Origin of the sequence: Castellaniella defragrans (genome assembly GCF_014203015.1) — a bacterium.
In the GTDB taxonomy this organism is placed as follows: Bacteria; Pseudomonadota; Gammaproteobacteria; order Burkholderiales; family Burkholderiaceae_B; genus Castellaniella; species Castellaniella defragrans.
This window is the reverse complement of sequence record NZ_JACHIB010000019.1, coordinates 1-25836: the sequence shown is the minus strand read 5'-3', so window position 1 is coordinate 25836 and position 25836 is coordinate 1. Positions and strand designations below refer to the sequence as shown.

The following is a 25836-nucleotide window of genomic DNA, read 5'->3' as shown; positions in this document are numbered from 1 at the left end:
GGCCGGGTCCTGGCCCGGGAGCGGATCCCGGGCTCCGTCCTGCGCCACGGCCACGGGCAGGGACAGCTGGGCCGGCTTGCGGCGGCGCGCCGCCCGGCGCACCGGCCCCAGGGATTCGATGGCGGCGATCGCCTGGCCGGCGGCGGCCTGCTCGGCCGCCCGCCGGCTGCTGCCCGAGGCCTGCGCCCGGATGCCGAGCGGGGCGATCTCGCAGACCACGTCGAAGAGCTGGTCGTGCGCCGCCCCCCGGGTGGCGACGACCTCGTAGCGCGGCAGCGGATGGCCGCGCCCCTGGACGAGCTCCTGCAGCAGGGTCTTGGGATCCTTGCCGAAGGTGCGCAGGTCGATGTGCGCGAGGATCGGGCGGTACAGGCGCTCGATGACGCGGCTGATCTCGGGATAGCCGCCGTCCAGGTAGACGGCGCCGAAGAGGGCTTCGAGCGCATCGGCCAGGATCGAGGGCCGGCGAAAGCCCCCGCTCTTGAGCTCGCCCTCGCCCAGGCGCAGGTGGGCCGACAGGGACAGGTTCTGGGCGATGTCGGCCAGGGCGGACTGCTTGACCAGATTGGAGCGCACCCGCGACAGGTCGCCCTCGTCCATTTCGGCGTGCTCGGCGAACAGCAGCGTGGAGACGACGAAATTCAGGACCGAATCCCCCAGGAATTCCAGGCGCTCGTTGTGCGGCATGCCGTGGCTGCGATGGGTCAGGGCGCGTTCCAGCAGGCGCGCGTCGCGGAAGCGGTAGTCCAGGGCGGACTGCAGGGATTCCAGGGAGGCCATCACTCGAACCCGCCGATCCGGCTGGGCGAACCGAAGTTCATCCAGATGAAGAAGGCGCGCCCGACGATGTTGCGGTCCGGCACGAAGCCCCAGTAGCGGCTGTCCAGGCTGTTGTCGCGGTTGTCGCCCATCATGAAGTAGTGGCCGGCCGGCACCGTGCAGCGCACGCCGTCGGGCAGGTAGGCGCAGGCCTGGAAATCCGGGAAGCGCGTGATCGGCATGAGTTCCTGCGGCGCCTGGACGTTGAGCAGGATGCGGTGCGACACCTCGCCCAGCTGCTCGCGGTACTGTCCCACGTAGACCGCGCGGTCGGGCTCGTAGTAGTCGCCGTCGCGCACGCGCTGCACCGGCGTGCCGTTGACCGACAGGACCTTGTTGCGGTATTCGATCACGTCGCCCGGCACCCCGATCACCCGCTTGATGTAGTCCACCGAGGGATCGACCGGATAGCGGAACACGACCACGTCGCCGCGCCGCGGCGAGCCCACGTCGAGGATCTTGCGGTCGATCACCGGCAGGCGGATGCCGTACTCGTACTTGTTCACCAGGATCAGGTCGCCGTTTTCCAGGGTCGGCAGCATGGAGCCCGACGGGATCCGGAAGGGCTCGACCACGAAGGAGCGCAGCACGAACACGAACAGGATCACCGGGAAGAAGCTGACGCAGTATTCCACCCACCAGGACGGGCGGTTGGCCCGCTCGTAGATCCGGTCGCACTCGACCTGCAGGGCGGCGGGATCGAGCCCGGCGGCGTTGTTGCGGCAGGCCTGCGCGGCCGCCTCGGCGCGGGCGCGGCGCCGGCCGCGCAGGACCCCGACGTCCAGCAGCCAGACCAGGCCCGTCACGACCAGCGCGACGAACAGCAACAGGGCGAAATCCCAGCTCATGCGGCGTCCTTTCTCACTTTCCTACTTGTCCTCGACCTGCAGGACGGCCAGGAAGGCCTCCTGCGGGATTTCCACGTTGCCGACCTGCTTCATGCGCTTCTTGCCGGCCTTCTGCTTTTCGAGCAGCTTCTTCTTGCGCGAGATGTCGCCGCCATAGCACTTGGCCAGCACGTTCTTGCGCAGCGCCTTGACGTTCTCGCGGGCGACGACTTCCGCCCCGATGGCGGCCTGGATGGCGATGTCGAACATCTGGCGCGGGATCAGGCCGCGCATGCGCGTGACCACCTCGCGCCCGCGCGGACGGGCGTTGGCGCGGTGCACGATCATGGACAGGGCATCGACCCGGTCGCCGTTGATCAGCAGGTCCACGCGCACCACGTCGGCCACGCGGTATTCCTTGAACTCGTAGTCCATGGACGCGTAGCCGCGCGACACGGACTTCAGGCGGTCGAAGAAGTCCAGCACGATTTCCGCCAGCGGGATCTCGTAGCGCAGGTGCACCTGGCGGCCGTGGTAGCTCATGTCCAGCTGCACGCCGCGCTTGGCCGTGCACAGCGACATCACCGGCCCGACGTATTCCTGCGGCATGAACAGCGTCACCGTCATGATGGGCTCGCGGATTTCCTGGATGTGGCCGACCTCGGGCATGCGCGAGGGGCTGTCCACCCGCAGCAGCGTGCCGTCGCGGTGCAGGACCTCGTAGACCACCGACGGCGCGGTGGTGATGATGTCCATGTCGAACTCGCGCTCCAGGCGCTCCTGGACGATGTCCATGTGCAGCAGGCCGAGGAATCCGCAGCGGAAGCCGAAACCCAGCGCCTGGGAGACTTCCGGCTCGAACATCAGCGAGGAATCGTTGAGCTTGAGCTTTTCCAGGGAATCGCGCAGCTGGTCGTATTCGCTGGATTCGACCGGGTAGACCCCGGCGAATACCTGGGGCTTGACTTCCTTGAAGCCCGGCAGCGCCGCGGCGGCCGGTTTGCCGGCCAGCGTCAGGGTGTCGCCGACCTTGGCGTGCTGCAGTTCCTTGATGCCGGCGATGATGAAACCGACCTCGCCGGCCGAGAGGCGCTCGCGCGGCTGGGACTTGGGCGTGAACACGCCCAGCTGCTCGCACAGGTGGGTGGCGCCGGTGGCCATCAGCAGGATCTTGTCCTTGGGCCGCAGGGTGCCGTTGACGATGCGCACCAGCATCACCACGCCGACGTAGTTGTCGAACCAGGAATCGATGATGAGGGCCTGCAGCGGCGCGTCGGGATCGCCCTGGGGCGGCGGGATCCGCGCCACGACGGCTTCGAGGATCTCGTCGATGCCCAGGCCGGTCTTGGCGCTGGCCAGGATGGCGTCGGTGGCGTCGATGCCGATCACGTCCTCGATCTCGGCGGCGGCGGCGTCCGGGTCGGCCGAGGGCAGGTCCATCTTGTTCAGGACCGGCACGACCTCGACGCCCAGCTCGATCGCGGTGTAGCAGTTGGCCACGGTCTGGGCCTCCACCCCCTGGGTGGAGTCCACCACCAGCAGCGCGCCCTCGCAGGCCGACAGCGAGCGGCTGACTTCGTAGGAAAAGTCCACGTGGCCCGGGGTGTCGATCAGGTTCAGGTCGTAGACGCGGCCGTCGGCCGCCGTGTAGCGCAGCGCCGCCGTCTGGGCCTTGATGGTGATGCCGCGCTCGCGCTCGATGTCCATCGAATCCAGGACCTGGGCTTCCATTTCGCGGTCCTGCAGGCCGCCGCAGCGCTGGATCAGACGGTCGGCCAGGGTCGATTTGCCATGATCGATGTGCGCAATGATGGAAAAGTTGCGGATGTGGTCCATAGGATAGAAAGGAAGAAAAAATGGAAAAGGGAACGCCGCGGGGCGTCCCCTTCTCGTTCAGGCCGTATTTTAGCTTTTTCCCGCAGGGGGCATCATTGCGGCTTGATGATCACCCACTGGGACTGCTGATCGCGGCTGACCAGCAGCACGGCCGGGCGGGATTTGTCCAGGTCCTTGACGATCTGGGCGTACTGCTTCGGGCTGGTGATGTCGGCGTCGTTGATCCGCAGGATCACGTCGCCCGGCTCGATCCCGGCCTCCGCGGCCGCGCCTTCGGCCTGGTCCACCACCACGCCCTGCTCGCCGGTGTCGGGCGGCAGCGCCTTGACCGTCAGGCCCAGGCGGTCCGCCCCGGTGCCGGAGGACGGCGCCTCGCCGTTCTGGGCCGCGGCGGTCTTGTCGTCGAGCTCGGCGACGGTGGCCTTCAGCTCCAGCGACTTGCCCTTGCGCCAGACCTGGACCGTGGCGGTGGTGCCCGGACGGGTCGCCCCCACCAGGCGCGGCAGGTCGGTCATGTGCTTGATGGCCTGGCCGTTGAAGGCCGTGATCACGTCGCCCGGATGCACGCCCGCCTTGGCGGCCGGGCCGCCGGCCTCGACGCTGCTGACCAGGGCGCCCTGGCCCTTGTCCAGCCCCAGGGCCTTGGCGACCTCGTCCTGGACCTCGGTGATCTGCACGCCGATGCGCCCGCGCGTGACCTTGCCGTGGGCCTTGAGCTGCTCGACCACGCGCATGACCTCGTCAATGGGGATGGCCAGGGAAATGCCCATGAAGCCGCCGCTGCGCGAGACGATCTGGGAATTGATGCCGACCACCTGGCCCTGCAGATTGATCAGCGGGCCGCCGGAATTGCCCGGATTGACGGCCACGTCGGTCTGGATGAACGGCAGGTAGTCGCCCGTGTCGCGGTTGATCGCGCTGACGATGCCGGCGGTGACGGTCGAATCCAGTCCGAAGGGCGAGCCGATCGCCAGCACCCACTGGCCCTTGCGCAGCTTGTCCGAGTCGCCGATGGGCAGCGGCTTGAGGCCGGACGCCTCGATCTTGATCAGGGCGATGTCGGTGCGCGCGTCGGTGCCGATGACCTTGGCCTTGTATTCCTTGCCGTCGGTCATGGTGACGAAGATGCCGTTGGAATTGTCCACGACGTGGTTGTTCGTGAGGATGTAGCCGTCGGCCGAGATCACGAAGCCCGAGCCGATGCCGCGCGGCACCGTGCGCTCGCCCTCGGAGGGCGCGGGCTGCTGCCGCTGCCGGCCGCGCGGACCCTGCGGGTTCGGCTGGCCGAAGCCGGGCGGCATGAAGTCCGGGCCGAAGAACCAGCGGAACAGTTCCGAGGGATCGCCGTCTCCGGGCATCATGGGCGAGCGGCGCACCGGCACGGCCTCGGTGGTGCGGATGTTGACCACCGAGGCTTCGGTGGCCTCGACCACCTGGGTGAAATCGGGCAGCGCCGCGCTGGGCGCGGCCACCGGCTGCGCCTGGGCGGCGCCGATGGGCAGGGCGGCCGCCAGCGCCAGGCTGAGGGCGGCGCCCGCCGCCGCGCGCGCCACGGCGGAATACGGCAGATGAAAAGCCATGGAATTCTCCTTCGAGGATGAGGGGATCAGTGGGCGGCCTGGGGCAGGTACTGCACGGCGTGCGCCAGGTCATGCACGGTCTGTGCGGGCACCTCGCCGACCGCGGTCAGCCAGTAGGAGGCCAGCCGCATGCGGTAGATGCTGATCGCGCCCTGTCGCAGGCCGCCCTGTCTGATGCTTTGATCGCGTTTCGGATCAAAGGTTTCAATGAAGATCGAAATCGCCGCCAGTCCGTCGGACAGCACGAGCTGGTCCACCGCGTGACCGGCCCCCATCTGACGCGTCAGTTCGGCGATGGGCTGGAATCCGGCGGGCGGCGCGAAGCGCCAGCCCTGGGCGGCGAGATTGGCCGGCCGGCTGGTTTCGGTGCGCAGGCGCCAGTCGCGCGTGTTCCAGCGCGAGGCGAGCGCGCCGGGTGGGATGTCGGCGCCGAAATGGATGCTGCTGAAGGCCACCTGGTCCACCAGGCGGCCCTCGGCGTCCAGCGTCTGGCTCTTGAGCAGCAGGTGATTCTGCAGGTCGGTGCAGATGCGGTAGCTGTAGCGCAGGGCGTCGCGCGCGCGCAGTTCGGACACGGCGCATTCGCGCCCGGCCACGCGGTAGGTGCGCCCCAGCGGCGTCCATTCGTAGTGCCGCGGGACGGCCTCGCCCTCGCCCAGCAGCAGCGCCGGGAAATGGTCGCTGTGCGCGGGCCGCATGACGATCAGCCGGTGCTCCGGCAGGAGGCATTGTTCCATGCCGTTCTGCCGCAGGCATTCCTGCGGCGAGCCGTCCAGGACTTCCTGGCGCTCCCGTTCGCCGGTGCCGTCCACCTGGTGCACCAGGTGCGTGGCCTGCAGCATGCGGCCCTGCTGGTAGACGGTGACGCCGGCGTAGTCCAGGGTGCGGGCGGCGGCCTGGACCTGGCGCAGGAAGGCCAGCGGATCGGCCTCGGCCGCGCCGACGGCGGCGGCCCACGACAGGGCCAGCCCCAGGCACAGCCCCGCCCGGCGTCCGGCCCGCGCCCAGCCCGGCATCAGCGCGCCCCCATCCCGTCGTAGGACACCTGGCGCACCGCGCCGGCGCCCGCCATCGACTGGTGCGCGGCCATGTAGTCGGCCAGCCCCGGATCGGCGGCCTCGGGCTCGTCGGCCTGCGCCACGACCGGCGCGGCGGCGGGCGGCGCGTCCGACGCGAAGAAGAAGGGACGGGCCATCCAGACGACGGAGGCCACGGCCGCGGCCACCGCCAGCCCCGACAGGCCGTTGCGCACCAGGTGGCGCCGCGCCAGCGGCGAGGGTGCGACGATCGGCGGTTCGGCCTCGATGGCGGCCGACACGCGCACGTAGAAGCGCTCGGACGGGCGGATCGCCAGGTCCGGGCTGCGCATGACGTCGCCGATCAGGTGGTAGGTGTCCCAGAGCTGGCGCCCGTAGGGCGTGTCCAGCTCCTCGGCACGGAGGTCGGCCTCGCCGTCCACCCAGGAGGACACGGAGGCCTCCCAGGCGCGTTCGGTCGCGGCGGAATCGGGTTTGGCGTTCATGACGGCTCCTTACCAGCGGCGCTCGGAATCGCGTTCCATGACCGGCCGCAGGCGGGCCGCGATGGCTTCGCGGGCGCGGTAGATGCGCGAACGGACGGTGCCGATGGGGCATTGCATGGTGCTGGCGATCTCTTCATAACTCATCCCTTCGATTTCCCGCAGCACGATCGCAAGACGCAGATCGTCCGGCAGTTCGTCGATGGCCTCGTTGACGGCCTGGGCGACCTGCCGGCTGGCCATCAGCGATTCTGGGGTACTGTGATCGCTTAGGCCATCGATCTGGTCAAAAGTTTCACCGTCCTCGTTTTCCAGGGGCGTCACGGTGGCGGGCCGGCGGAAGCTGGCCGCCTGCCAGTTGCGGGCGGTGTTCAGGGCGATGCGGTAGAGCCAGGTGTAGAAGGCGCTGTCGCCGCGGAACTGCGGCAGCGCGCGGTAGGCCTTGATGAAGGCCTCCTGGGCGACGTCCTCGATTTCGGCCGGGTCGTGGATCATGCGCGACAGCAGCCGCATGATCTTGCGCTGGTACTTGATGACCAGCAGATCGAAGGCGTGGCGCTCGCCGCGCCTGACGCGCTCGACCAGCGCGAGATCGGCCTCGCGCTCGGTCATGCGATCCCCCGGGTGCCGCGCGGGCGCGCGATCAGAGGCGCCCCACCAGCATCGAGCCGTTGGTGCCGCCAAAACCGAAGGAATTGGACAGCGCCACGTCGATCTTCATGTCGCGCGCCTCGTTGGCGCAATAGTCCAGGTCGCATTCGGGATCCTGGTTGAACAGATTGATGGTCGGGGGCGAGATCTGGTGGTGCACCGCCAGGGTCGTGAAGACGGCCTCGATGCCGCCCGCCGCGCCCAGCAGGTGCCCGGTCATGGACTTGGTGGAATTCACCACCAGCTTGTACGCATGGTCGCCGAACGCGAGCTTGAGCGCCGCCGTTTCGTTCTTGTCGCCCAGCGGGGTGGAGGTGCCGTGGGCGTTCACGTAGCTGATCTGCTCGGGGCTGACGCCGCTGTTGCGCAGCGCGTGCAGGATGCCCCGGCGCGGACCGTCCTGGTCCGGGCTGGTGATGTGGTGCGCGTCGGAACTCATGCCGAAGCCGAGGAATTCGGCGTAGATGCGGGCGCCGCGGCGGCGCGCGTGCTCGTATTCTTCCAGCACCAGCGCGCCGGCGCCTTCGCCCAGGACGAAGCCGTCGCGGTCGCGGTCCCAGGGCCGCGAGGCCGTCTCGGGATCGTCGTTGCGGGTGGACAGCGCGCGCATGGCGGCGAAGCCGCCCATGCCCAGGGGCGAGACCGAGCTTTCGGCGCCGCCCGCCACCATGACGTCGGCGTCGCCGTATTCGATCAGGCGCGCGGCGTCGCCGATGCAATGCAGGCCGGTGGTGCAGGCCGAGACCACGGCGTAGCTGGGGCCCTTCAGGCCCAGCATGATGGAGAGCTGCCCCGAGATCAGGTTGATCAGCGAGGCCGGCACGAAGAACGGCGAGATGCGCCGCGCGCCGCGCTGCAGGTATTCGATCTGGGTTTCCTCGATGCGCGGCAGCCCGCCGATGCCCGAGCCGATGATGGTGCCGGCGCGGTCGGCGTCTTCCGTGGCGATGTCCATCCCCGAATCGCGCCAGGCCTGGATGCCGGCCGCCACGCCGTAATGGATGAAGGTATCCATCTGCTTGGCTTCCTTGGCGCCCATGTAGTCGGTGACGTTGAAGCCCTTGACCTCGCCCGCGATCTGGCTGTTGAGCACCGAGGCGTCGAAACGCGTCACCCGGCCGATGCCCGAACGCCCGTGGATGAGGTTGTCCCATGCGGTCTGGACATCGTTGCCCACGGGCGAGACGATGCCCAATCCGGTTATGACGACACGTCGTTTCACTGACTCGGCTCCTGATGCTAGAACGAAGAATGAAAATGAAAAAGGACTCCGCGGACCGGATCGGCCCGCCGCCCCGCCGGGGGGCGTTTTCGTCCCGGCATGGCCGCGGGACGAAAAAGGCGGTCCGCGGCGGGCCGGATGGGACGGGCTGTTTCAGCCCGCCGATGGCGCCCGCCGCGAACCGCCCCGGCAGCCTGTCCGGCTCGGTGCGTCAGGCCGTCGAGCCCTGGCGCGGCAAGCCGCAGCAGGGTGGTGATGATTATTGCTTGCTGTGCGAGGTGATGTAGTCGACCGCCTGCTGGACCGTCGTGATCTTCTCGGCTTCCTCGTCGGGAATCTCGGTTTCAAATTCGTCTTCGAGGGCCATCACGAGCTCGACCATATCGAGCGAATCGGCACCGAGGTCGTCAAGGAAGGAAGATTCGTTCTTGATCTCGGCTTCGTTGACGCCGAGTTGCTCAGCGACGATCTTCTTGACGCGCTGTTCGATGCTTTCCATGCATATCTCCAGTTGAGAAAAATCCCGCGAATTATAGCCAAATGAGACCGACGGGGCTGCGGGTTTGTGTCAAAAAAACAGCCCCCGCCGCCGGACGGCTTCCATTCCGGAAGCGCGGTCGCGCCGGGGCCTGCCTGCTGAGGTTGAACGGATTTTACCTTAGACGGGCCGGCTCCGTTCCGAATGCCTACATGTACATACCACCATTGACGTGGAGCGTCGTCCCTGTTACGTAGCCCGCCTGGGGGCTGGCCAGGTAGGCGACCGCATGGGCGACTTCCGCCGCCGAACCGAGCCGGCCCAGGGGGATCTGGCCCAGGATCGCGGCGGTCTGGGTTTCGTTCAGCGCGCGCGTCATGTCGGTGTCGATGAAGCCCGGGGCCACGCAGTTGACCGTGATGCCGCGGCTGCCGAGCTCCATCGCCAGGGAACGCGACAGGCCCGCCACGCCGGCCTTGGCGGCGGCGTAGTTGACCTGGCCCGGGTTGCCGCTGTAGCCCACCACCGAGGTGATGTTGACGATGCGGCCCCAGCGGGCCTTCATCATGGTCTTGGCCACGCCGCGCGACAGGCGGAACACGGCCGACAGGTTGGTGTTCAGCACGGCGGCCCAGTCCTCGTCCTTCATGCGCAGGATGAGGCCGTCGCGGGTGATCCCGGCGTTGTTGACCAGAATGTGCGGCCCGCCTTCGGCGGCCAGTTCGGCCAGCAGCGCGTCGCAGGCCGCCGCGTCGTTGACTTCGAGCACCGCGCCGCGCCCGCCCTGGGGCGCCAGGGCTTCGGTGATGGCCTGGGCGCCGGCCTCGGACGTCGCCGTCCCCACGACCGTGGCGCCCGCGGCCGCCAGTTCCAGGGCGATGGCGCGGCCGATGCCGCGCGATGCGCCCGTCACGAGGGCGATCTTGCCCGTCAGTACAGGTTCCGACATGTCAGCCTCCCAGAGCTTCCAGCGTCTGTTGCAGGGACGCCGGATCGGTGATGTTGAACGTGTTGATTTCGCGGTCGATGCGCTTGACCAGGCCCGCCAGGACCTTGCCCGGCCCGCATTCGACGACGTGGGTGACGCCGTCGCGCTTCATGGCCTGGATGGTCTCGACCCAGCGGACCGGGTGCCAGGCCTGGCGCACCAGCGCGTCGCGGATGGCGTCCGGCTCGGCCGGGCGGGCGACATCGACGTTGTTGATCAGGGGGATGGCCGGAGACGCCACGGCCACGCCGGCCAGCGCCCGGGCGAGCACGGCGGCGGCCGGCTCCAGCAGGCGCGAATGGAAGGGCGCCGACACCGGCAGGGCCACGGCGCGCTTGGCGCCGGCGGCGCGCGCGCTCTCGCAGGCGCGCTCGACCGCCGCCGTGTGGCCGGCGATCACGACCTGGGCCGGGGCGTTGTAGTTGACGGCCTCGACGACCTGGCCTTCGGCGGCCTGGGCGCAGGCCTGGCGCACGGCCTCGTCGTCCAGCCCCAGGATGGCGGCCATGGCGCCCTCGCCCACCGGCACGGCGGACTGCATGGCCTCGGCGCGTACGCGCACGGTGCGCACCGCGTCGGCCAGGTCCAGCGCGCCGGCCGCCACCAGGGCGGAATACTCGCCCAGGCTGTGGCCGGCCACCAGGGCGGGGGCGGCGCCGCCCGCCTGGCGCCAGGCGCGGTACATCGCGACGGAGCACAGCAGCATGGCGGGCTGGGTGTGGACGGTGAGGTTCAGGGTCTCGGCGGGACCGTGGGCGATCAGGCCGGAGAGGTCCTCGCCCAGCGCTTCGTCGCCGGCCCGCAGCGTGGCCTGGACGCCGGCGTCCCCGGCCCAGGCGTCCATCATGCCGACGGCCTGCGAGCCCTGGCCGGGAAATACGAATGCGATCTTCATCATGCGGTCTTCAGGATGTGGTCTTCAGATTTTCACGAGGACGGAGCCCCAGGTGAAGCCGCCGCCCACCCCTTGCAGCAGCACGGTCTGGCCGGGACGGATGCGGCCGTCGCGCCAGGCGACGTCCAGCGCCAGCGGCACGCTGGCCGCCGAGGTGTTGGCATGGCGGTCCAGGGTGACGATGAGCTTTTCTTCGGGCAGGCCGAGCTTGCGGCCGATGAAATTCAGGATGCGGATGTTGGCCTGGTGCGGCACCATCCAGTCGAGTTCGGAGACGTCGATGCCGGCGTCGTCGCAGACCTCGCGCGCCGAGCGCGTCAGGGAATTGACGGCCAGCTTGAACACCGCCTGGCCGTCCATGCGCAGGAAGGGATCGCCCGTGACCTGCCCGCCCGCGACGCTGCCGGCGGCGCACAGGATGTGCTGCTGGCGCCCGTCGGCGTTCAGCCGCGCGGCCAGGATGCCGGGCTCGTCGGCGGCGCTGAGCACCACGGCCCCGGCCCCGTCGCCGAACAGCACGCAGGTGCGGCGGTCGTTCCAGTCGAGGATGCCGGAGAAGACCTCGGCGCCGATCACCAGGGCGTGGCGCGCGCGGCCGGCCCGCACGAAGGCGTCCGCGGTGGCCAGGGCGTAGACGAAGCCGCTGCACACGGCCTGGACGTCGAAGGCGGCGGCGCCGCCCACGCCCAGATTGGCCTGCACCAGGCAGGCGGTGCTGGGAAAGATGAAGTCCGGCGTGGAGGTGGCGACGATGATCAGGTCGAGCTGCTCGGCCGTCAGGCCGGCGTTGTCCAGCGCCGCGCGCGCGGCCGCCGTGGCCAGGGTGCTGGTCTTGGTGCCCGGATCGGCGATGTGGCGCTGGCGGATGCCGGTGCGCTCGGTGATCCAGGCATCGGAAGTCTCGATGCCGCGCGTGGCCAGGTCGGCGGCCAGATCATCGTTGCTGACGACGCGTGGGGGCAGATAGCCGCCCGTTCCTGTGATCCTGGCGTAAGGCATATCGATTCCGGAAAAAGAGGACTAGGCCGTCGGGGCCGATTCGCCGGCCGCGGAGGGCGGCGTGCGGCCGCGCAGGGCGTCGAGGCGCTGGATGGTGCCTTCGAGGAGGCCGTTGAGCACGGCCTCGCGGGCGCGCTGCAGCGCCTGGCCGTAGGCATAGGCGTCGGCCGAGCCGTGACTCTTGATGACGATGCCGCGCAGGCCCAGCAGGGCCGCCCCATTGTAGCGGCGATTGTCCACGCGGGCGCGGAAGCGCTGCAGGACGGGGGTGGCGACCAGGCCCGCCGCCATGGTGAAGGGGTTGCGGCGGAATTCCTCGCGCATCATGGCGCCGATCATGCGCGCCAGGCCCTCGATGGACTTCAGGACCACGTTGCCGACGAAGCCGTCGCAGACGACCACGTCCACCGTGCCCTTGAAGATGTCGTCGCCCTCGACGTTGCCGTAGAAGTTCAGGCCGCTGCCGCGCAGCAGGTCGGCCGCCTGCTTGACGACCTCGTTGCCCTTGATGAGTTCTTCGCCGATGTTCAGCAGGCCGACGGAGGGCTGCGCGCGGCGGTCCACGGCGGACACCAGCGCGGCCCCCATGAGGCCGAACTGCAGCAGGTGCTCGGCCGTGCAGTCCACGTTGGCCCCCAGGTCCAGCACCGTGGTGGAGCCGCCCTGCTGGTTGGGCAGCGCGGTGGCGATGGCCGGGCGGTCGATGCCGTCCAGCGTCTTGAGCACGTAGCGGGAGATCGCCATCCAGGCGCCGGTGTTGCCGGCCGACACGGCGGCGTCGGCGCGGCCGTCCTTCACGGCCTGGGCCGCCACCCGCATCGAGGAATCCTTCTTGCGGCGCAGGGCGACTTCCACCGAATCGTGCATGGTGACGACTTCGGAGGCGTGCAGGATCTCGAACTGGCCGGCGGACGCCGCGTTCTGCTGCAGGACCTGACGGATCAGGGCCTCGTCGCCGACCAGCAGGCACCGCGTATCGGGATGCGACTGGGCGAAGGCCATCGCCGCCGGCACGGTGACCGGCAGGCCATGGTCACCGCCCATGCAATCGATGGCGATGATCGGATGGGAATGGGACATCGGCGCGGGGAAAGACCGGTGCGCGGATGACTTATTCGTCGTTCTTGGTCTTCAGGACCTTGCGGCCGCGATAGATGCCGTTCGGGCTGATGTGGTGGCGCAGGTGCAGTTCGCCGGTGGTCGGCTCGATGGCCGTGGCGGGAGCCGTGAGAAAATCGTGCGAGCGGTGCATGCCGCGCTTGGACGGGCTCTTTTTGTTTTGCTGGACAGCCATGATGACTCCTGTGATCGGGGCCGCTCATTTTAAGGTAAGCACGAGCCCGTGTGTTGAACGAAAATTCAGTCTTTCCCGAGCCGTTCCAGGACCGCGAACGGCGAAGGCCGGCGGGGCGGCTCCGCCGCGTCCCCGTCCCCCGGGCACACGTCGTGGCGGGGGGCGTAGGGCAGCGCCAGGATCAGTTCGTCTTCGACCAGGCCCGGGACATCCAGGCGCTGCCCGGCGACGAGATATTCGATCTCGGGGCCCTGGCCTTCGGCTTCGAGCGCATCCATGGCATCCAGCTGCGCCTGGGTTTCCACCAGGCCCAGCGTGCTGGACACCCGCAGCGTCAGGCTGAAGGCTTCCAGGCAGCGCTGGCAGACGACCCGCACCGGCCCTTCGGCCTCGACATCCAGCCAGGACCGTCCGGTCGGCGCATCGAACCGCCCGCGCACGCGCCAGCGGATGTCGCCGTCCTGCTGCCCGGGCAGGTCCTGGCACAGGCGCGCGAACTGGCTCGTTCGCGTCACACCCTCCAGGCTCCGTCCGGCCCGCGCAAAACCGGCCATATCACCGGTCGCATCGATGACCATGGAAATTGGTACTCGGGAAAACTCTAGATGATACTTGATCATGGGGGGCAGGGTCAATGTTCCTGTGCGTTCCTGCGTGCTGCTCCCGTACGCGCTCAATCCTGTGCACGCTAAACTGACGGACTTCACCAGGATTTCCCCATGCCGCTCATACTGGCTTCCAGCTCGCCCTACCGCCGCGCCCTGCTGCGGCGGCTGAACCTGCCTTTTTCCGTCCAGTCGCCGGACATCGACGAAAGCCCGCGCCCGGGCGAATCGCCGCTCGACCTGTCGCTGCGCCTGGCGCGCGAAAAGGCCGCCGCAATCGCCGCGCGCCACCCCGGCGCCCTGGTGATCGGCTCGGACCAGGTCGCCGTGTTCCAGGGCGAACCCATCGGCAAGCCGGGCTCCTTCGAGGCCGCCCGCGACCAGCTGCGCCGCTTCGGCGGCCGCGACGTCCTGTTCCACACCGCCCTGTGCGTCACCGACGGACGCCGGCAGCTGCTGGAGCAGGTGCCGACCGAATGCCGCTTCCTGGCCCTGGACGACGCCCGGATCGAACACTACCTGCGCGTCGAGCAGCCCTTCGACACGGCCGGCAGCGCCAAGGCCGAGCAGCTGGGCGTCGCGCTGATGGAGCGGATGCGCAGCGACGACCCCACCGCCCTGATCGGCCTGCCCCTGATCGCGCTGTGCCGCATGCTGCGGGCCTTCGGCCTGGAACCCCTGGCCCCCCATCCCGAGACTTAGGCTTATTCACCCCGATCATGACCACCCTGCACCTGATCCCCGTCGGCCTGGGCCAGGCGGACCCGGAACGCTGGCTGCCCCGCGCCGCCCGCGAGATCGCCGCCACGCTGCGCTGCTTCATCGCCGAAAACGCGAAATCGGCGCGCGCCTTCCTGAAGCAGATCGAGACCGCCGTCCCGCTGCAGGACATCACCATCCACACCCTGAAGCCGGACACGCGGGCGGAGGAAATCCGCGCCTGGCTGGCCGCCGTGCCCGCCGGCCAGGACCTCGGCCTGGTCTCGGAGGCCGGCTGCCCGGCCGTCGCGGACCCCGGCGCGCTGGTGGTCGCCCAGGCGCATGCCGCCGGCATCCGCGTCGTGCCCTGGACCGGACCCTCGTCCATCATGCTGGGCCTGATGGCCAGCGGCCTGCAGGGCCAGCGCTTCGCCTTCCACGGCTACGCGCCGGTCAAGGCGCACGAGCGCGACGCCCAGCTGCGCGCCTGGGAATCGGCGTCCCACAAGCAGCGGCAGACCCAGATCCTGATCGAGACCCCCTACCGCAACGCCGCGCTGTTCGAGGCGCTGCTGCGCACCCTGCGCGACACGACGCGGCTGTGCGTCGCCAGCGCGCTGACCTGCGACGACGAGGCCATCGCCACGCGCACCATCGCCCAGTGGCGCAAGGCCGGGCCGCCGGACTTCGAGCGCAAGCCGACGCTGTTCCTGTACCTGGCGGACTGAGCCGACGCTGTTTGTTTCTGTACGGGGCGGACCAAGGCCGGACACAGGACAGCCATCCCCGCGGACCGTCCCGCGCCTGCCGGGTCCGGGCCGCTTGCGAGCGGCAAGGCGGGCCAGCCCCGCAGATCGGTTCAGCCTGACGCCCTGGGGCTGCCGCGCCGCGCCGCGCGCCGGCCGCGCCACCACCCCGGCAGGCGCGCGGCCAGCAGCAGCGCCAGGACCGCCGCGTACAGGCGCGGTTCCAGGAAATCGTTCTTGCCCGCCCGCATCCAGTCGAAATGCAGCGCCGAGAGGATCGCGGCCGGGTAGACCAGCATGTGCAGGCGCTTCCAGCCGCGCCCCAGGCGCCGCATCCAGCCCTGCGTGGAGGTCGCCGCCAGCGGGATCAGGCACAGCACGGCCAGCGCGCCCACGCCGATGAAGTCGCGCGCCCAGAGGTCCGTCCACATCGAGGCCGGCGCTCCGCCCCGGTCCCAGACCGCCCAGGCGAGGACGTGCAGCGCGGTATAGAAGAAGGCGTACAGGCCCAGCTTGCGCCGGTGGCGCAGCAGGCCGGACCAGCCCAGGCGGCGCGCCGGCGTCACGGCCAGGGTGGCCCACAGCAGCGCCAGCGCCCAGAGGCCGGAGGAACGGGTGAGGAATTCCTGCGGATTGGCGCCCAGGCCCCCGGCCAGACCCAGCGCGATCCAGCGCAGCAGGGGAAACAGGCCGCAGGCATGGACGCAGGCGCCCAGCACCCGGCCGCCGCCCGGCCGCGGCCGGCGCGCGGCGGCAGCCGGGGCCGAGGCCGAAGCCGCGGGACGGGCCCCATCCGCGCGCGCGCCCATCAGAAGTTGCGCGCCAGGTCCATGCCCGCGTACAGCCCGGCCACCGCCTCGGCATAGCCGTTGAAGGGCTGGGTGGGCAGGCGCGGCGCGAAGAAGCCGGCGCCGATGCGGCGTTCGGTCGCCTGGCTCCAGCGGGGATGCGGCACCGCCGGGTTCACGTTGGCGTAGAAGCCGTATTCCCGGGGCGCAGCGCGCATCCAGCTGGTGACCGGCGGCTGCGCCTGCAGGCGGATGCCGACCAGCGACTTGGCCGACTTGAAGCCGTATTTCCAGGGCACGACCAGCCGCAGGGGCGCGCCGTTCTGCGGCGGCAGGGCGCGGCCGTAGACGCCGAAGGCGAGCAGCGCCAGCGGATGCATGGCCTCGTCCATGCGCAGGCCTTCGACGTAGGGCCAGTCCAGGATGCCGGCCGACACGCCCGGCATGGCCTCGGGCTGCAGGGCCGTGGTGAACACCACGTAGCGGGCGTCGGCCGTCGGCTCCACGTGGCGCAGCAGATGGAACAGCGAATAGCCGGTCCAGGGGATCACCATGGACCAGGCCTCGACGCAGCGCAGCCGGTAGACGCGCTCTTCCAGGGGCGCCAGCCGGCGCAGCGCGTCCAGGTCCAGGGTCAGGGGCTTGCGCACGGCGCCGTCGATCCGCACCGTCCAGGGCTCCAGCCGCATCCGCCCCGCGTATTCGGCCGGATCGCCCTTGCCGGTGCCGAATTCGTAGAAATTGTTGTAGGTGGTGATGTCGCGCCAGGCGTTGGGCGGCTCGTCGGTGGACCAGCGGGCCGCGCGCGGGGCCGGCAGCGCGGGGCCCTCCGCCCCGTCGGCGGGGCCGGCCGCCCGGGCCAGGCCACCGCCCGCGCCCAGCGCCAGCGTGCCCAGGGCCGCCTGCCGCAGCCATCGCCGCCGCGACCGCCAGACGGGTTCGGACGTGATTTCGGAGGGCCGGATGCCGATTTCCCAGGGTGCGCGCATGATGATCCACCGGTCGGAAGACAATCCAGTTTAGGCCTCAATCGTGCGGAAAGGTTCCCCGCCCGCCGGCGGATTGCCTTCCAGCCTGAACGCCCCGTTTCGGATGCATGGGCTTGCCATGCGCCGGAAATCAGCCCGCGCGCGCCCGGATCCAGGCCTGCATGTCGGGCACCGTGGCGGCCAGCGCCGTCGGCCGGGCGGACTCCAGCAGGGACGGCGCATGCGCGCCGTAGGCGACCGCCAGGCTGTCCACCCCGGCCGCCTGCGCCATCAGCACGTCGTGGGTGGTGTCGCCCACCATCAGCACCGTCTCCGGCGCCAGGTCCAGCTCGGCCAGCAGCTGCAGCAGCATGTCCGGATCCGGCTTGCCGCGCGCCTCGTCGACGGTGCGCGTGGCGTGGAACAGATCGTGCAGCCCCAGGCGCTCGATCGACTCGTCCAGGCCGCGGCGGCTCTTGCCCGTGGCCACGCCCAGCACCGCCCCGCCCGCGCTCAGTTCGCGCAGCAGCTGCGCCTGGCCCTCGAACAGCCGCATTTCGTGCTGCAGCGCCATGAAGTGCGCGCGGTAGCGGCCGACGAAGGCGTCCACGCGGTCGGCGCCCAGTTCCGGCACCAGGCGGTACAGGGCCGCCTGCAGCGACAGCCCGATGACCCAGCCGGCTTCCTCGCGGGACGGCTCGCGCAGCCCCAGGTCGCGGCAGGCGCCCAGCAGCGCGCCGACGATGTGATGGGTGGAGTCCAGCAGCGTGCCGTCCCAGTCGAAGATCACGGCGCGATACTGCTTGACCGGCGCGTCGAGGCCCGGAACCGGTGCCGGGGGAATCGCCGTCGGGTCGGGGGCGTTCATGGGCGGGCATGCTCCAGTTGGTCCAGCAGCGCCCGGCAGGCGGGCGGCAGCGGGGATTCAAAGACGAGGGGTTCGCCGGATACCGGATGGGGGATCTCCAGCCGGTGCGCATGCAGGAACATGCGCCGGAAGCCCTGGGCGGCCAGGGCGGCGCGCACGGCGTCCGGCCCGTATTTCTCGTCGCCGGCGATCGGGTGCCCCTGCGCGGCCAGGTGCACCCGGATCTGGTGGGTGCGCCCGGTGCGCAGTTCGGCCCCCACCAGGGAATAGCGCCCGCCATAGCGGCGCTGCAGGGTGACGATGGTGTGGGCGGGCTTGCCCAGGGCGTCGACGCGCACCCGGCGCTCGCCGTCCGGCGTCAGGTATTTGAGCAGCGGCAGGCGGATGTGCTGGCGGTCGTTGACCCAGTCGCCCACGACCAGCGCCAGGTAGTGCTTGCGCCCCCGGCTCTCGCGCATCATGTCGTGCAGGGCCACCAGGGCCTTGCGGCTGCGCGCCACCATCAGCACGCCGGAGGTTTCCCGGTCCAGGCGGTGCGCCAGTTCCAGCAGGCGCTCGGCGGGGCGCGCGGCGCGCAGCTGCTCGATCACCCCGAAGGACACGCCGCTGCCGCCGTGCACGGCCACCCCGGCGGGCTTGTCGATCACCAGCAGGTGAGCGTCCTCGTACAGCACCGGGAAGTCGGCCGGCGGCACCGGCGCGGCGGCGCCCGGCGCGGGCAGGCGCAGCGGCGGGATGCGCACCGAATCGCCGCTGGCCAGGCGGACGTCGGCCCGGCTGCGGCCCTTGTTGACCCGGACCTGGCCGTCGCGGATGGCCTTGTAGACGTGGCTCTTGGGCACGCCCTTGCAGACCCGCAGCAGGAAATTGTCCAGCCGCTGCCCCTCGTGCTCGGTTCCGACCACCACGAGGCGGACGGCCGGCGGCGGGGCGGGCGGATCAACTATTTTGCGCATAGGGAAAAGCGGCATATAATCGCAACAGCCCATAGAGGCTGGAAACCGCCGGGCGTAGAGACGCAATGGATGCATCTCCGTCGGGCAGCAGGGACCCCATTGTACTGCCTCACTTCCAGCCTCCAGGTCCTTGGTCGCCGGCTCCGTCCCGGTTCCCTCCCCCGCGCGCTGCCGCCGGGCGCTGGAATCGACGTCAGGCCGCGTGCGACGCCGCAGATTCTGCTCGCTCTTCCGCACCGGATGCGGCCCCATGGCCGGCGTCCGCCGTTCCCAGCAATCAATTTCGTCAACCACGTATCGTGCCCTTGACCTCCCTGCTGACAGAACCCCGCGCCCCCCGGCGCACCGTGCCCCCTCCCCAGGAGACCGGCGCGGCCTGACCTCGTCAGCGCACCGATCCCCTCGCAGACTGCCGCATCGCACACCGAGTGACCCGTGGCCGTGCGCCGAATCCGGCGCGCCCTGACTACGGAGAAACACACTCATGAAACGCATGCTGTTCAATGCGACGCACCAAGAAGAATTACGCGTCGCGATTGTCGATGGCCAGAAACTGATCGACCTGGACATCGAGACCGCCGGGCGCGAGCAGCGCAAGGGCAACATCTACAAGGGCGTCATCACCCGCATCGAGCCGGGACTGGAAGCCTGCTTCGTCAACTACGGGGAAGACCGCCACGGCTTCCTGCCCTTCAAGGAAGTCGCGCGCAGCTACTTCAAGGAAGGCGTGGACGTGCGCAGCGCCCGCATCCAGGACGCCCTGGCCGAGGGCCAGGAACTCATCATCCAGGTCGAAAAGGAAGAACGCGGCAACAAGGGCGCGGCCCTCACCACCTTCATCTCCCTGGCCGGCCGCTACCTGGTGCTGATGCCCAACAATCCGCGCGGCGGCGGCGTGTCGCGCCGGGTCGAGGGCGAAGACCGCCAGGAACTGCGCGACACCATGGACCAGCTGGAAATCCCGGCCGGCATGAGCATGATCGCCCGCACCGCCGGCATCGGCCGCGGCGTCGAGGAACTGCAGTGGGACCTGAACTACCTGCTGCAGCTCTGGACCGCCATCGACGCCGCCGCCCGCGAAAACAAGGCGCCGATCCTGATCTACCTGGAATCCAGCCTGGTCATCCGCGCCATCCGCGACTACTTCTCGCCTGAAATCGGCGAAATCCTGATCGATACGGACGACATTCACGATCAGGCGACCGCCTTCATGAGCGTGGTCATGCCCGACAACGTCAACCGCGTGAAACGCTACCGCGACGACGTGCCCCTGTTCTCCCGCTTCCAGATCGAACACCAGATCGAGACCGCCTACTCGCGCACGGTCACCCTGCCCTCGGGCGGCGCCATCGTGATCGACCACACCGAGGCCCTGGTGGCGGTGGACGTCAACTCCGCGCGCTCCACGCGCGGCGCCGACATCGAGGAAACCGCCCTGCGCACCAACCTGGAGGCCGCCGACGAAGTCGCCCGCCAGCTGCGCCTGCGCGACCTGGGCGGCCTGATCGTGATCGACTTCATCGACATGGAGGACAGCAAGAACCAGCGCTCCGTCGAACAGCGCCTGCGCGATGCCCTGCATTTCGACCGCGCCCGCGTGCAGATGGGCAAGATCTCGCGCTTCGGCCTGATGGAACTGTCCCGCCAGCGCCTGCGCCCGGCCCTGAACGAAGGCTCGCACGTCACCTGCCCGCGATGTACCGGCACCGGCGTGATCCGCGACGCCGAATCCAGCGCCCTGCACGTGCTGCGCCTGCTCCAGGAAGAAGCCATGAAGGAAGGCACGGCCGCCCTGCACGCCCAGGTGCCGGTCGACGTCGCCACCTTCCTGCTCAACGAAAAGCGCCGCGACATCAGCCAGATCGAGTCCCGCCTGAAGGTCAATCTGGTCCTGATCCCGAACAAGTCCCTGGAAACCCCGCACCACCACATCGAGCGCCTGCGCCACGACGATCCGCGCCTGGACGAGAACAAGACCAGCTTCGAGCTCGCCCAGGAACCCGAGGACAAGCTCGTCTGGCAGCCGAACAAGGCTCAGGAAGCCAAGGCCCGGCCCGAGGCCCTGGTCAAGGGCATCCAGCCCGCCGAGCCGGCGCCGGCCCACGTGGAACGCGCGCCGCGCGCCGCCGAAACCCCTGCTCCGGCACCCGTCGCCGCGGCGCCCGCCGCGCCGCAGGGCGGCCTGCTCAAGCGCCTGTTCGGCTGGTTTACCGGCCCGGCCGCCGAAGCCGAAGCCCCCGCCGCCGAGCCGGCCGCGCCCGCTCCGTCGCGTGAATCCGGCGACGGCCGCCGGCGCGGCGCCACCGGCCGCAATGGCGGCCGCCGCGGCGAACGCCGCACCGACGCGCCCCGCGGCGAACGCACCGGCCGCGGCGAGCGTGCCGAACGCGGTGAACGCACGGAACGCGGTGAACGCACGGAACGCGGTGAACGGCCGGAACGCGCCGAACGGCCGGAACGCGCCGAGCGCGCGGAACGTCCGGAAGGCCGGCCGGCCTCCCGCCGCGAACGCCCGGCCGCGGACGCCGCCGTGCCGGCCCAGGCCGACACCGCCGTCGTCGCCGAAGTCCAGGACGAGACCGCCGAACCGCGCCGCAGCCGCAGCCGGCGTGGCCGGGGCCGCGGCCGCACGGACGAAATGGCCGTGCAGGCGGGCGAAACGGCCGACCTCCAGGCCGACGAGCTGACCGCCCCGGCGGCCGACGCGCCGGCCGCCGTCCAGGCCCCCTCTGAAAACGCCTACGGCCTGCCGGATGCGCCGCGCAGCCTGCCTGAAGCCGAGGACGAGGATGCGCCGGTCGCCGGCCCGGCCGTGGACGCCGATGCCGACGGCGACCTGGACAGCCCGGACCCGGAACGCAAGCGCCGCCGCCGCCGCGGCCGCCGCGGCCGCCGCAACGGCGATGCCGCCGACCTGGCCGCCACCGAGGACGCCTCGGCCGATGGCGATGCGCCGACCATCGAAACACACGAGACGCCGCGCTTCGACCCCGAAGCGCTGACAGCCGAAGCCTCCGCCGCGCCGGCGTCGGCCGAAACCACGGCCGATGCCCCGCTTGCCCGGCCCGCGCCCACCGAGCCCGCCCGCACGCCGGTCGAGCCGGCCCAGGCCCAGGCCGAAGCCGCCGGCGAAGCACCCGCCCGGACCCCCGTGGCGCCCGTCCAGTCTCCCGTGGAAACTGCACCGGCGCCCGCGGCCGAGCCGGCTCCGGCCGCCGCCTCCGCACCGGCGGCGGAACCCGCCCGCGTGGCCGAGGCCGCGCCTGCCGCCAAGCCGGTCGCCCAGGCCGAGCCTGTCGCCGAAGCCGGGCCCGTCGCCCAGACCGAGCCCGCCACTAAGGCCGCGCCCGTTGTCGAAGCCGCTCCGGCGGTCGAGCCGGCCGCGCAAGACGCGGCCCAGGCCGAGGCGGACGAAGCCGCGGCCCAGGAAGCGCCCGCCGCCGTCCAGGCCGCGCCGGCAGCCGCGCCTGCGGCACCGGCACCGGCCCCGGCTTCGGTGGCCGCCGCGCCGGACGCGTCCCACCCGATCGCCCTGCCCTCGCTGGACGAGTCCCTGCAGGCCGCCGGCATGCAGATGGTCGAGACCCGCTCCACCGCGCCCTACGTGCCGCCCGCGCCGCCCAAGCCCCTGGGCCGCGCCCGCAAGCCGGCCGCGCGGACGCAGGACGAACCGCTGCAGCAGGTGGAAACCTCGCACTGAGGCCACCCCGGGAAGGCGCCCCTCCCCCGAAAGGAGGGCGCCGCCTGCCTTGGAGCGGCCCGGCGGCACACCATGCCCGAAGCCCCGGCTTCGGGCATTTTTCATTTCACCATGACTCCAGCACCGAACTTCGCTGGACAACGCCGAAGCCCGATACAGCAGGTTTATCAATAACTTAGGCGAGCTCAACATATGCCGGTGCTTTCCGAGACCTGACCCGGCTTCCCCTCTGCTGGCCCCTACATGGCTCTTGGGAATCGGGTCTTTCCGAGGAGTCATCGTGGCAAAACTCAAGCTCACCAAGTCCGCAGTCGATGCTGCGCAACCCCAGGCGCAGGCCGTCGAACTCCGGGACACGCTGGTGCCCGGCTTCCTGTGCAAGGTTACACCAGCGGGCCGCAAGGTCTTCATGCTCCAGTACCGCACGAACGCCGGCGAGCGGCGCAAGCCCGCTCTGGGCCTGTACGGGGAACTGACCGTCGAGCAGGCCCGCTCGCTGGCCCAGGAATGGCTGGCCGAGGTGCGCCGGGGCGGCGACCCCAGCGCGGCCAAGGCCGCTGCCCGCGCAGCCCCCACGGTCAAGGAGCTCTGCACCAAGTTCATGGAGGACTACTCCAAGCAGCGCAACAAGCCCAGCACCCAGCGGGGGTATCAGGCCGTCATAGACCGCTGCATCGTTCCGATGCTGGGCCGCATGAAGGTGCAGGATGTGAAGCGGCCGGACGTGGCCACGGCGATGAAGAAGATGGCCCACAAGCCGGCCGAGGCGAACCGCGCTTTCAGCGTGATGCGCAAGATGTTCAACCTGGCCGAGGTGGGGGCCACCGGCCGGACGGCACCAACCCCTGCCGCCACGTCCCGATGTACCCCAACGGCAAGGCCACCCACCTCATCAGCGACGAGGACATGGGCAAGCTGTTTCGGCGACTGGAGCACATCGAGGCCGAGGGCCTGGAGAACTACGTCATCCCGCTGGCGATCCGCCTGCAGTTCGAGTTCGCCGGTCGCCGCTCCGAAGTCGTCACGCTCGAATGGGCTTGGGTGGATCTGGAAAACCGGCGTGTGGTCTGGCCCGACAGCAAGACCGGCGGCATGTCCAAGCCCATGAGCGAGGAAGCCTACCGGCTGCTCTCGACGGCCCCACGGCAGGAGGGCAGCCCTTACGTGCTGCCTTCTCCGCGCCACCCCGGCAAGCATCTGACCACGGGCGAGTACTACGGCGGCTGGAGCCGCGCCCTCAAGGCGGCTGGCGCGACCCATGTGGGCACGCACGGCATCCGCCATCGCTCGGCCACGGACATTGCCAACTCGGGCATCCCTGTCAAGGTCGGCATGGCGCTGACGGCGCACAAGACCGTGGCGATGTTCATGCGCTACGTCCACACCGAGGACGACCCGGTGCGCAAGGCCGCCGAGTTGGTGGCGAACCGGCGCAAGACGATCACCGAGGCGCAGCGGCCTGCGCAGGTGGTCGCATGACCAGGAAGACCCCTGCGGCGGTGGGAGCCGCACCCGCCGCCGTACCTGCCGGCTACGCGGGCATCCACGGCGGCATCGTGGAACTGCTCAATGCCGCGCGCCAGGCAGCAGCGCGCAGCGTCAATGCGCTGATGACGGCCAGCTACTGGGAGATTGGCCGCCGCATCGTGGAGGCCGAACAACAGGGCAAGCGGCGCGCGGGGTACGGCGAACAGTTGATGGCCCGGTTGTCCGCTGACCTGACCGCGCGGTTTGGGCGGGGCTTTGGCGTCAACAACCTGGAGAACATGCGGCGGTTCTTCCTCGCATACCCTGTTTCCGAGATTTCCCAGACACTGTCTGGGAAATTGGGAAACGAGCCGCCCGGCCAGAAATCCCAGACGGTGCCTGGGAAATTGAGCCTCGCCGAGCTGGCGCAGGTGTTCACGCTGCCGTGGTCAGCTTATGTCCGGCTGCTGATGGTCAAGCACGACCATGCCCGCCGGTTCTACGAAATCGAGGCGCTGCGTGGCGGCTGGAGCGTGCGCCAGCTTGACCGGCAGATCGGCAGCCAGTTCTATGAGCGCACGGCGCTGTCGAAAAACAAAGCGGCGATGCTGGCCAAGGGCGCGGTGCCGAAGCCCGAGGATGCCGTCGCTCCGGGCGATGCCATCAAGGACCCGTATGTGCTGGAGTTCCTCGACCTCAAGGACGAGTATTCGGAGTCCGATCTGGAAGCCGCCTTGATCCGGCGGCTGGAAGATTTTCTTCTGGAGCTGGGTGAAGGGTTCACCTTCATTGGGCGGCAGCGGCGCTTGCGCATCGACCAGACCTGGTATCGGGTGGACTTGCTGCTGTTCCATCGCAAGTTGCGCTGCCTAGTCATCATCGACTTGAAGCTAGGGAGCCTGACCCATGCGGACGTGGGCCAGATGCACATGTATTGCAACTATGCCAAGGAACATTGGGCCTACCCCGAGGAAAACCCGCCCGTGGGCTTGATTCTGTGCGCAGACAAGGGCCATGCGCTGGCGCGGTATGCGCTGGAAGGCTTGCCTTCGAAGGTGATGGCGGCGAACTACCGTACCGTGCTGCCGGATGCCGAACTGTTGCAGAAAGAGCTGGAAACCGCGCGGCACCTGTTGGAGTTGCGTACGTCGAAGTAGTCCCGGAAACTCCAGCAATAGCCGGGCGTCCTGGCGTGCCGCCGTCGGGTTCACGGGCTGCACCCCGCGCCTCTTATCGCTCTACGCTTCCGAGGCCGCGTCTGGCCCCGTCTTGTGGACGGCAAGTTCGTAGCCAACTTGAACCGGAACGACCTCTCCTTTGACTACCTCACGCCCGGTTAGATCCAGCACCCGAACCTTGGATGGCCCATACCGTGCCGGGTCTGGTGAACCCGGTGTCGGAAAGGGAAGAATTGAAACTGGCTGACCGTTCAGGGCGAGGTCGTGTTTTTCCGACGGTAACTGCACTTGGAATACCTCGTTCCCGTAGGCCAGTACCAAGAACATGTAGGGATAGTTCGCGACGTGAGCTTTTCGCCGCAGGACAAATAATCGTTCGGCATTGGCCCTGGCTGAAATGTACGAATGATCGGGCACTGATCCGCAAATCGACGACTGTGGTCGGTTGACCTCACCCAACTCATCAAGTGTGGGAAGTTTCCGACTTCTTCGTCGGGGAGCAATGTCAGGCCAATCTTCATGAACGCCTTGAGCACTGCGACCGGCGTATAGGAATCGCGCTTGAGCTGAAAGGTGATCCGCTGGTTCGCTTCGTCTATCTGGTAAAGCGGGTCATCCTCATACGAGGTGATATTGAAGCCCGCAGCGCCGTACTCGATGTCAGGCGACATGACAAACTGACCCCCTGGCGACATGGAGAACTGACCCCTTCATGATCACATCAGGAGGGATCATCCATGCAAGAAGCCGAGT

23 protein-coding genes and 2 pseudogenes are annotated in these 25836 nt (G+C 69.5%); 5 read left to right on the top strand and 20 right to left on the bottom strand.

The genetic code is table 11. The features are described 5' to 3' along the window. Positions 1 to 36: 36 nt before the first annotated feature. The 15 genes and pseudogenes from rnc to HNR28_RS15055 all read right to left on the bottom strand — a co-directional run. A pseudogene (gene rnc / locus HNR28_RS15125) lies at positions 37 to 780 on the bottom strand (ribonuclease III); the annotation flags it as partial. Continuing rightward, complete coding sequence (gene lepB, locus HNR28_RS15120) at positions 780 to 1667, bottom strand: signal peptidase I (RefSeq protein WP_043680903.1); 888 nt, start codon at positions 1665 to 1667, stop codon at positions 780 to 782. The pseudogene rnc and the gene lepB, both read right to left, overlap by 1 nt. Positions 1668 to 1688: 21 nt before the next feature. After that, the gene (lepA, locus tag HNR28_RS15115; RefSeq protein WP_043680900.1) at positions 1689 to 3482 is read right to left on the bottom strand and encodes a translation elongation factor 4; all 1794 of its coding nucleotides are present in this window, start codon (positions 3480 to 3482) and stop codon (positions 1689 to 1691) included. A gap of 92 nt (positions 3483 to 3574) precedes the next feature. Next, the gene (locus HNR28_RS15110; RefSeq protein ID WP_184143020.1) at positions 3575 to 5062 is read right to left on the bottom strand and encodes a DegQ family serine endoprotease; all 1488 of its coding nucleotides are present in this window, start codon (positions 5060 to 5062) and stop codon (positions 3575 to 3577) included. A 26-nt stretch (positions 5063 to 5088) separates the two neighbouring features. Beyond that, positions 5089 to 6078, bottom strand: coding sequence for a MucB/RseB C-terminal domain-containing protein (locus HNR28_RS15105; protein ID WP_151025299.1), 990 nt, complete (start codon positions 6076 to 6078; stop codon positions 5089 to 5091). After that, complete coding sequence (locus HNR28_RS15100; protein WP_043680896.1) at positions 6078 to 6584, bottom strand: sigma-E factor negative regulatory protein; 507 nt, start codon at positions 6582 to 6584, stop codon at positions 6078 to 6080. Before HNR28_RS15100 ends, HNR28_RS15105 begins: the two co-directional genes overlap by 1 nt. Before the next feature lie 9 nt (positions 6585 to 6593). Then, entirely contained in the window at positions 6594 to 7193 is a 600-nt protein-coding gene (gene rpoE / locus HNR28_RS15095) for an RNA polymerase sigma factor RpoE (protein WP_151025300.1), read from the bottom strand. A 31-nt stretch (positions 7194 to 7224) separates the two neighbouring features. Continuing rightward, positions 7225 to 8454, bottom strand: a complete 1230-nt coding sequence (gene fabF, locus HNR28_RS15090; protein ID WP_043680890.1) for a beta-ketoacyl-ACP synthase II — start codon at positions 8452 to 8454, stop codon at positions 7225 to 7227. 259 nt (positions 8455 to 8713) lie between these two features. Then, positions 8714 to 8953 carry an acyl carrier protein gene (acpP, locus tag HNR28_RS15085; RefSeq protein WP_043680887.1) on the bottom strand — a complete coding sequence of 80 codons (240 nt, stop codon included), beginning with the start codon at positions 8951 to 8953 and terminating at the stop codon, positions 8714 to 8716. A gap of 187 nt (positions 8954 to 9140) precedes the next feature. Beyond that, a complete protein-coding gene (gene fabG / locus HNR28_RS15080) occupies positions 9141 to 9881 on the bottom strand; it encodes a 3-oxoacyl-ACP reductase FabG (RefSeq protein ID WP_043680885.1) in 741 nt (246 codons plus the stop codon). Between the two features lies 1 nt (position 9882). Beyond that, entirely contained in the window at positions 9883 to 10815 is a 933-nt protein-coding gene (fabD, locus tag HNR28_RS15075) for an ACP S-malonyltransferase (protein WP_151025304.1), read from the bottom strand. A gap of 24 nt (positions 10816 to 10839) precedes the next feature. Further along, the gene (locus tag HNR28_RS15070) at positions 10840 to 11814 is read right to left on the bottom strand and encodes a beta-ketoacyl-ACP synthase III (protein WP_043680882.1); all 975 of its coding nucleotides are present in this window, start codon (positions 11812 to 11814) and stop codon (positions 10840 to 10842) included. A gap of 21 nt (positions 11815 to 11835) precedes the next feature. Continuing rightward, positions 11836 to 12894 (bottom strand): phosphate acyltransferase PlsX, encoded by a 1059-nt coding sequence (plsX, locus tag HNR28_RS15065; protein ID WP_151025301.1) that lies wholly within the window; start codon positions 12892 to 12894, stop codon positions 11836 to 11838. Between the two features lie 31 nt (positions 12895 to 12925). Next, the gene (gene rpmF, locus HNR28_RS15060; protein ID WP_043680877.1) at positions 12926 to 13108 is read right to left on the bottom strand and encodes a 50S ribosomal protein L32; all 183 of its coding nucleotides are present in this window, start codon (positions 13106 to 13108) and stop codon (positions 12926 to 12928) included. Positions 13109 to 13173: 65 nt separating this feature from the next. Continuing rightward, a complete protein-coding gene (locus HNR28_RS15055; RefSeq protein ID WP_170288515.1) occupies positions 13174 to 13623 on the bottom strand; it encodes a YceD family protein in 450 nt (149 codons plus the stop codon). A 204-nt stretch (positions 13624 to 13827) separates the two neighbouring features. Between HNR28_RS15055 and HNR28_RS15050 the strand changes: the two genes are divergently transcribed. Beyond that, the gene (locus HNR28_RS15050; RefSeq protein WP_151025303.1) at positions 13828 to 14415 is read left to right on the top strand and encodes a Maf family nucleotide pyrophosphatase; all 588 of its coding nucleotides are present in this window, start codon (positions 13828 to 13830) and stop codon (positions 14413 to 14415) included. A 17-nt stretch (positions 14416 to 14432) separates the two neighbouring features. Then, positions 14433 to 15140: an SAM-dependent methyltransferase gene (locus tag HNR28_RS15045; RefSeq protein ID WP_221291702.1), complete on the top strand. Its 708-nt coding sequence runs from the start codon at positions 14433 to 14435 to the stop codon at positions 15138 to 15140. Positions 15141 to 15271: 131 nt separating this feature from the next. Here HNR28_RS15045 and HNR28_RS15040 read toward each other — a convergent pair whose 3' ends face one another. The 4 genes from HNR28_RS15040 to HNR28_RS15025 form a co-directional block, all read right to left on the bottom strand. Beyond that, positions 15272 to 15967 carry a protein-methionine-sulfoxide reductase heme-binding subunit MsrQ gene (locus tag HNR28_RS15040; RefSeq protein WP_184143017.1) on the bottom strand — a complete coding sequence of 232 codons (696 nt, stop codon included), beginning with the start codon at positions 15965 to 15967 and terminating at the stop codon, positions 15272 to 15274. Further along, the gene (gene msrP, locus HNR28_RS15035; RefSeq protein ID WP_184143039.1) at positions 15967 to 16941 is read right to left on the bottom strand and encodes a protein-methionine-sulfoxide reductase catalytic subunit MsrP; all 975 of its coding nucleotides are present in this window, start codon (positions 16939 to 16941) and stop codon (positions 15967 to 15969) included. The genes HNR28_RS15040 and msrP overlap by 1 nt, the downstream gene beginning before the upstream one ends. A gap of 124 nt (positions 16942 to 17065) precedes the next feature. Next, complete coding sequence (locus HNR28_RS15030) at positions 17066 to 17782, bottom strand: HAD-IA family hydrolase (RefSeq protein ID WP_151025569.1); 717 nt, start codon at positions 17780 to 17782, stop codon at positions 17066 to 17068. Further along, positions 17779 to 18738: an RluA family pseudouridine synthase gene (locus HNR28_RS15025; RefSeq protein WP_244978325.1), complete on the bottom strand. Its 960-nt coding sequence runs from the start codon at positions 18736 to 18738 to the stop codon at positions 17779 to 17781. The genes HNR28_RS15030 and HNR28_RS15025 overlap by 4 nt, the downstream gene beginning before the upstream one ends. A 484-nt stretch (positions 18739 to 19222) precedes the next feature. Here HNR28_RS15025 and HNR28_RS15020 point away from each other — a divergent pair, with 484 nt between their 5' ends. The 3 genes and pseudogenes from HNR28_RS15020 to HNR28_RS15010 all read left to right on the top strand — a co-directional run bounded on the left by HNR28_RS15020 (position 19223) and on the right by HNR28_RS15010 (position 25062). Then, positions 19223 to 22438, top strand: a complete 3216-nt coding sequence (locus tag HNR28_RS15020; RefSeq protein ID WP_184143014.1) for an Rne/Rng family ribonuclease — start codon at positions 19223 to 19225, stop codon at positions 22436 to 22438. Positions 22439 to 22718: 280 nt separating this feature from the next. After that, positions 22719 to 23917 (top strand): annotated as a pseudogene (locus HNR28_RS15015) (tyrosine-type recombinase/integrase). Next, complete coding sequence (locus HNR28_RS15010) at positions 23914 to 25062, top strand: PDDEXK nuclease domain-containing protein (RefSeq protein ID WP_151025581.1); 1149 nt, start codon at positions 23914 to 23916, stop codon at positions 25060 to 25062. Before HNR28_RS15015 ends, HNR28_RS15010 begins: the two are co-directional and overlap by 4 nt. A 272-nt stretch (positions 25063 to 25334) precedes the next feature. On the opposite strand, the gene HNR28_RS15005 is transcribed toward HNR28_RS15010, so the two are convergent. Beyond that, positions 25335 to 25754: a hypothetical protein gene (locus HNR28_RS15005; RefSeq protein ID WP_151025582.1), complete on the bottom strand. Its 420-nt coding sequence runs from the start codon at positions 25752 to 25754 to the stop codon at positions 25335 to 25337. Positions 25755 to 25836 lie beyond the last annotated feature (82 nt).

Bases quoted from the DNA above. Each gene is read 5' to 3' on its own strand.
- HNR28_RS15105 (WP_151025299.1), bottom strand. From the start codon at position 6,078: ATGCCGGGCTGGGCGCGGGCCGGACGCCGGGCGGGGCTGTGCCTGGGG.
- rpmF (WP_043680877.1), bottom strand. From the start codon at position 13,108: ATGGCTGTCCAGCAAAACAAAAAGAGCCCGTCCAAGCGCGGCATGCAC.
- HNR28_RS15025 (WP_244978325.1), bottom strand. From the start codon at position 18,738: ATGCGCAAAATAGTTGATCCGCCCGCCCCGCCGCCGGCCGTCCGCCTC.
- HNR28_RS15045 (WP_221291702.1), top strand. From the start codon at position 14,433: ATGACCACCCTGCACCTGATCCCCGTCGGCCTGGGCCAGGCGGACCCG.
- plsX (WP_151025301.1), bottom strand. From the start codon at position 12,894: ATGTCCCATTCCCATCCGATCATCGCCATCGATTGCATGGGCGGTGAC.
- HNR28_RS15110 (WP_184143020.1), bottom strand. From the start codon at position 5,062: ATGGCTTTTCATCTGCCGTATTCCGCCGTGGCGCGCGCGGCGGCGGGC.
- HNR28_RS15005 (WP_151025582.1), bottom strand. From the start codon at position 25,754: ATGTCGCCTGACATCGAGTACGGCGCTGCGGGCTTCAATATCACCTCG.
- HNR28_RS15040 (WP_184143017.1), bottom strand. From the start codon at position 15,967: ATGGGCGCGCGCGCGGATGGGGCCCGTCCCGCGGCTTCGGCCTCGGCC.
- HNR28_RS15070 (WP_043680882.1), bottom strand. From the start codon at position 11,814: ATGCCTTACGCCAGGATCACAGGAACGGGCGGCTATCTGCCCCCACGC.
- lepA (WP_043680900.1), bottom strand. From the start codon at position 3,482: ATGGACCACATCCGCAACTTTTCCATCATTGCGCACATCGATCATGGC.
- HNR28_RS15010 (WP_151025581.1), top strand. From the start codon at position 23,914: ATGACCAGGAAGACCCCTGCGGCGGTGGGAGCCGCACCCGCCGCCGTA.
- HNR28_RS15100 (WP_043680896.1), bottom strand. From the start codon at position 6,584: ATGAACGCCAAACCCGATTCCGCCGCGACCGAACGCGCCTGGGAGGCC.
- fabD (WP_151025304.1), bottom strand. From the start codon at position 10,815: ATGAAGATCGCATTCGTATTTCCCGGCCAGGGCTCGCAGGCCGTCGGC.
- rpoE (WP_151025300.1), bottom strand. From the start codon at position 7,193: ATGACCGAGCGCGAGGCCGATCTCGCGCTGGTCGAGCGCGTCAGGCGC.
- lepB (WP_043680903.1), bottom strand. From the start codon at position 1,667: ATGAGCTGGGATTTCGCCCTGTTGCTGTTCGTCGCGCTGGTCGTGACG.
- fabG (WP_043680885.1), bottom strand. From the start codon at position 9,881: ATGTCGGAACCTGTACTGACGGGCAAGATCGCCCTCGTGACGGGCGCA.
- acpP (WP_043680887.1), bottom strand. From the start codon at position 8,953: ATGGAAAGCATCGAACAGCGCGTCAAGAAGATCGTCGCTGAGCAACTC.
- HNR28_RS15030 (WP_151025569.1), bottom strand. From the start codon at position 17,782: ATGAACGCCCCCGACCCGACGGCGATTCCCCCGGCACCGGTTCCGGGC.
- HNR28_RS15050 (WP_151025303.1), top strand. From the start codon at position 13,828: ATGCCGCTCATACTGGCTTCCAGCTCGCCCTACCGCCGCGCCCTGCTG.
- HNR28_RS15020 (WP_184143014.1), top strand. From the start codon at position 19,223: ATGAAACGCATGCTGTTCAATGCGACGCACCAAGAAGAATTACGCGTC.